At 43.9% G+C, this 4,000-nt stretch carries 2 protein-coding genes and 2 pseudogenes; 1 reads left to right on the top strand and 3 read right to left on the bottom strand.

The window, feature by feature from the left end; genetic code table 11:
* Positions 1-258: 258 nt before the first annotated feature.
* The 3 genes and pseudogenes from NBH15_RS28935 to NBH15_RS28925 all read right to left on the bottom strand — a co-directional run.
* On the bottom strand, positions 259-2,328 hold the full coding sequence (locus NBH15_RS28935; RefSeq protein ID WP_250824191.1) for a BT4734/BF3469 family protein: 2,070 nt from the start codon (positions 2,326-2,328) through the stop codon (positions 259-261).
* A gap of 161 nt (positions 2,329-2,489) precedes the next feature.
* Positions 2,490-2,930: a DUF6078 family protein gene (locus tag NBH15_RS28930; RefSeq protein WP_128135724.1), complete on the bottom strand. Its 441-nt coding sequence runs from the start codon at positions 2,928-2,930 to the stop codon at positions 2,490-2,492.
* Positions 2,931-3,210: 280 nt separating this feature from the next.
* A pseudogene (locus tag NBH15_RS28925) lies at positions 3,211-3,693 on the bottom strand (transposase); the annotation flags it as partial.
* Between the two features lie 156 nt (positions 3,694-3,849).
* On the opposite strand from NBH15_RS28925, the pseudogene NBH15_RS28920 reads away from it, so the two are divergent.
* A pseudogene (locus NBH15_RS28920) lies at positions 3,850-4,000 on the top strand (AraC family transcriptional regulator); the annotation flags it as partial.

Raw genomic sequence — 4,000 nt, 5'->3', positions numbered from 1 at the left:
CGCATTTACAAGAGCTGTTTAATAAGACTAATTTCAATGATGTCAAAGAACAATTTAATCCCCTTATTCCGGGATTATTTGATTAATTAATAACTCGTCCCGATTTTAACGGGACACTAGTGACATACTAAATAGAGTTTATACAGAATAAGGAACAGGGCAATTGAAAATCAGAGTCCTAAAACCTTATTCGATATATTGTTTAATGTAAAAAAACAAATCATCTACAACAAAACACCCTCTATCTACCACTATCCCCTACTTTTCAACCACCAAATACAACCGCCCCCTGCTCGCCAGGTGCGTCATTACCCCTACTTTCTTCAGGAAACGACCAAAGACAGACACTTTACTCATCGGTAGTTTCACACCGCTCTTCTTTTGTAGCGAAAGGTAAATTTCTCCGGCTGATGCTTTTATACCCTCCTCTTTATGCTGAGAAGGACGATAATATTGGAAAAATAAATCTTCGTACAATGGACGCTGTTGAAACTCTTCATTCGCCTGCATCTGCAACGCCTCTTCTTCGTGGGTCAGCCAGTAACGTTCGTTGTTATTCAATGCGGCAACCGCCTGCGCGTAGAGTTGTGCATACTCAACCGGCTGCGCATTGTCTATCATCCCCTTCACCTCAATGCAGATGAAACGGCGGCTGCCGGAAGGATCGCCCAGGAGATCCGTATGGTTGCTCGTGGCGATGAACGAAGCATAACGCTTCACCGCCTCCACCTGCGTAGCATAGGGTTTACGCAGATTCACGACCGGCTTCTGCAACAGATGTTTCAGGAAGCCTTGATGCTTGACACTCACCTGGTCAAACTCGTCGATGTTGATCAACCCAAAGCGAGTAATATATAATTCGGCATCCCGCTTTTTACTGAAGTCGATACTGTCTGCATAATACCGGTTCAACTCCGGTGGCAAAAGGTTGAAACAGAAAGTGGACTTCCCGCACCCTTGTCCGCCCACCAACAAAGGAGAGAGGCTGTTGCCATGCTGTTTGTCGCGTCCCTGCCAATGCGCCACCATAGAGAGAAACCAGGTGTAAAACAACTGTTCCCACCGCACGTTATCGCATGGGATGCGGGCAGCCAACGGGCGGATACGATCTTTGCCATCCCACGCTGGTAAATGGGCCAGGTAATCTTCGATAGGCGCATAATCCGGAACACGGTCTGAAAAGACAAAACGCCGCACATCCCTGTCCCACAACTGCAAACCCTCCTTTTGAGCATTCAGGGCGACACTGTTCAACACACGGTCTGTCACCGGACGATAGTTGAAACAAAATGTGTTTTTCTCCCGATATTCCGGACCACCGGACATCAGGTTGTAACGGAAATCATAGCGACGGTTCATAAATTCCTCCATTTTCAATGCCTGTAACTGTTCGGGTTTGCAAAGAGGCGTACTTCCAAAATCCGAACCGGGAGCCAACCGGTAGGCATCGCCCAATGTCTCGCGGATCTCCACTTCCGAAATCAACTCTCCCCAATAAAGTTGCGTCCACTTCACACAATCCTCCAGCTCCACCCCGGCTGCAAAACAAAGTCTGCCAAGCGTGACCAACATCGGTTTAAAATCGACCTTCCGATCCAAATTCCCATGTGCTTCCAACGTCTGCTGCAAAGCAAATTCATATTGAATGGCGACATAACGATATTGCTCGTAAAGCGTCTGCCCGACACTCTCGACCGGCATCCGTTTCTCAAACTGTTCCTGATAGGCACTCTCTTCAGGCATGGCGGTTGGTTGCTCCAAATGGATGGCTAGCGCATCGGGATTGTAGTACACATCGGCATCAAAACTAAGCCGACAGCTCACCTCCAACGACGGGCGGTTCAACTCGATAGGATAAGAAAGGCGCGGTTCATACGTTTTGAGAGCATGCCGGTAAGCATGCGCATGAAAAATCTCGGCATCGGTCCGCGTGCGGGGAAGCGACCCGTCGGGATAGGTATACCCCACCACAAACTTCACACTCCGCCCACTGGAACCGATCATAGCAAACAAAGTCTGCGGATATTCAATGATTTTCCGTTTCAACACCAACGCTTCGTCCATGCTCTTCAACCGATTGATTTCCAACAATACCCAACCGTTATACTCCTTCAACTCCCCTTTCCGGAAAACACCGACAAAAAGCAACTGGGGTAATTTACGGGTAAACGAGTAACGTCTATTGGGATAAGCCCGCTTCAGCTTTTCACGAAAATGTTCAACTTTATCTCTCGTCTGCCCATCCTTTACCCATGCTACAACATCATCCATGCCCATCGCCCGTTGCGCAACATGATTCCGATAAAGAGTCTGCTTGGTTATCTTCATTTTATACGCTGTTTAAATGTTTTACTTACTGATACAAATTTGTTTTTCTGCCTAAAAAACTTTTGTTTTATACCTAGAAAACAAAAGTTTTCCGCTAAAGAAACTTTTGTTTCTTCGGCAAGAAACTAAAGTTTCCCTCCGAGTGAACCTTTTACACATACCTATCCCTTGGTCCATTGGTAGCCGGTCTGCCAAGAATCAAAAGCCGGTTCTTCCTCCACCCCGTTACTAAGAAAAACCTGCCGGATATAGCGTTGGTCTTCCGGCGAGAAAAGCCTTTCTCTGCGCTTAAACTGATAAAACTTATTCTTACCGTATGTTGACAACAAACGTTGCTTAATGTTCTTCGCTGTCTGATAGGGAATCCGGTCTAATAGGTGGTCCATGCCGACGGCATATTGCACAGGGGTATCCGCCATAAATCCCCTACAATCTCCTTCAGGATTAATACATCCCGGATTCACGATGGATACAGACCACTGCGTATCGGGGATAAAACGGACAATTTGATGCCGCAAGCACTGGTTCGCCAGCTTGCAGTTCCCGTTAAAACAATGCACAAAACCGGTCGGAACCATTGCATAATCAAGTTTTTCTATCATATCGTTTACTTTTTGAATCTTCTTCAAATATAACATATATTTCCGTCAAAAGGAAATATAAAAAGATAAAAAACAATAATATCGTGGTAGATACAGCAGGATAATTGTAGATACATTTTATCTACAATTATTATGAAACGTCTTAATTTACAAAGGCTATCAATCATAATTGTAGATATTGTAGAAAAAAAAGATAAAAAAACAATGGGGAGATACGCATATGGTGCATACCTCCCCATTTTCTGCAAAGAACAAATAAATTGCGAGACAGTCAGCAGCTTACGCTACCACGCCAGACAAAAGTGTAGCGGTTGGATGCTGATTCCACTTTGGTACCATCGATATACTGTACATCCAAACTGACATAGCCGGATTCCTGTAACAGCAGAACAATGGCTGAAAACAACGATTTTATGTGTTCCTTTAAACGTTTGCCGCGGAAATCATTGATCGTGCGGAAATCGGGAGTACTATTACCAGACAACCACATGAAGTGAATATTCTCCTGCAAGGCCTTTTCTATTTTGCGACAAGAATAGATATTGTTCAGGTATGCATAAAACAGAACTTTGAGCATCATACGGGGATGGCAGCTGCTGGTACCTCCACCTTTATATGCCCAGAGCAGACAACTAATATCCAAGGTGTCTACAACACTGTTTACAACACGAACGGGATGATTGGGAGCTATCTTTTCCGATAAGCTGGTCGGAAAAAGTACATTTTGGTTGGATGTTAACTCTTTAAATACTATCTTAGCCATTGCTATAATGTTTGGTTTTTGCAACGGTAAGATAATACTTTTTACCGAAATAAACAATAGCAAAAGGGGCTATCCGACTTTTTGGACAGCCCCTTTAATTCTAATAATTTATTCAATCTAATATGACCGGATCTATAACGTTAAATCATAGATTATGTGTCTATTTGTGAAGAAAAAGACGTATCTTTGTATCAAAATCAAATAAGCATAACAATGGAACCATCTATATACAGTTTTTCACTTTGTGCCGCACTGCCGTTGATGTTATTCTTCGGCTTTTATTTTTTGTTTGCAAAGACTCCTGAAA

Source organism: Parabacteroides caeci (assembly GCF_023656795.1).
In the GTDB taxonomy this organism is placed as follows: Bacteria; Bacteroidota; Bacteroidia; order Bacteroidales; family Tannerellaceae; genus Parabacteroides; species Parabacteroides segnis.
Note: the sequence above shows the minus strand (reverse complement) of the source record. Positions and strands in the feature narration are given on the sequence as shown.

Bases quoted from the DNA above. Each gene is read 5' to 3' on its own strand.
- NBH15_RS28935 (WP_250824191.1), bottom strand. From the start codon at position 2,328: ATGAAGATAACCAAGCAGACTCTTTATCGGAATCATGTTGCGCAACGG.
- NBH15_RS28930 (WP_128135724.1), bottom strand. From the start codon at position 2,930: ATGATAGAAAAACTTGATTATGCAATGGTTCCGACCGGTTTTGTGCAT.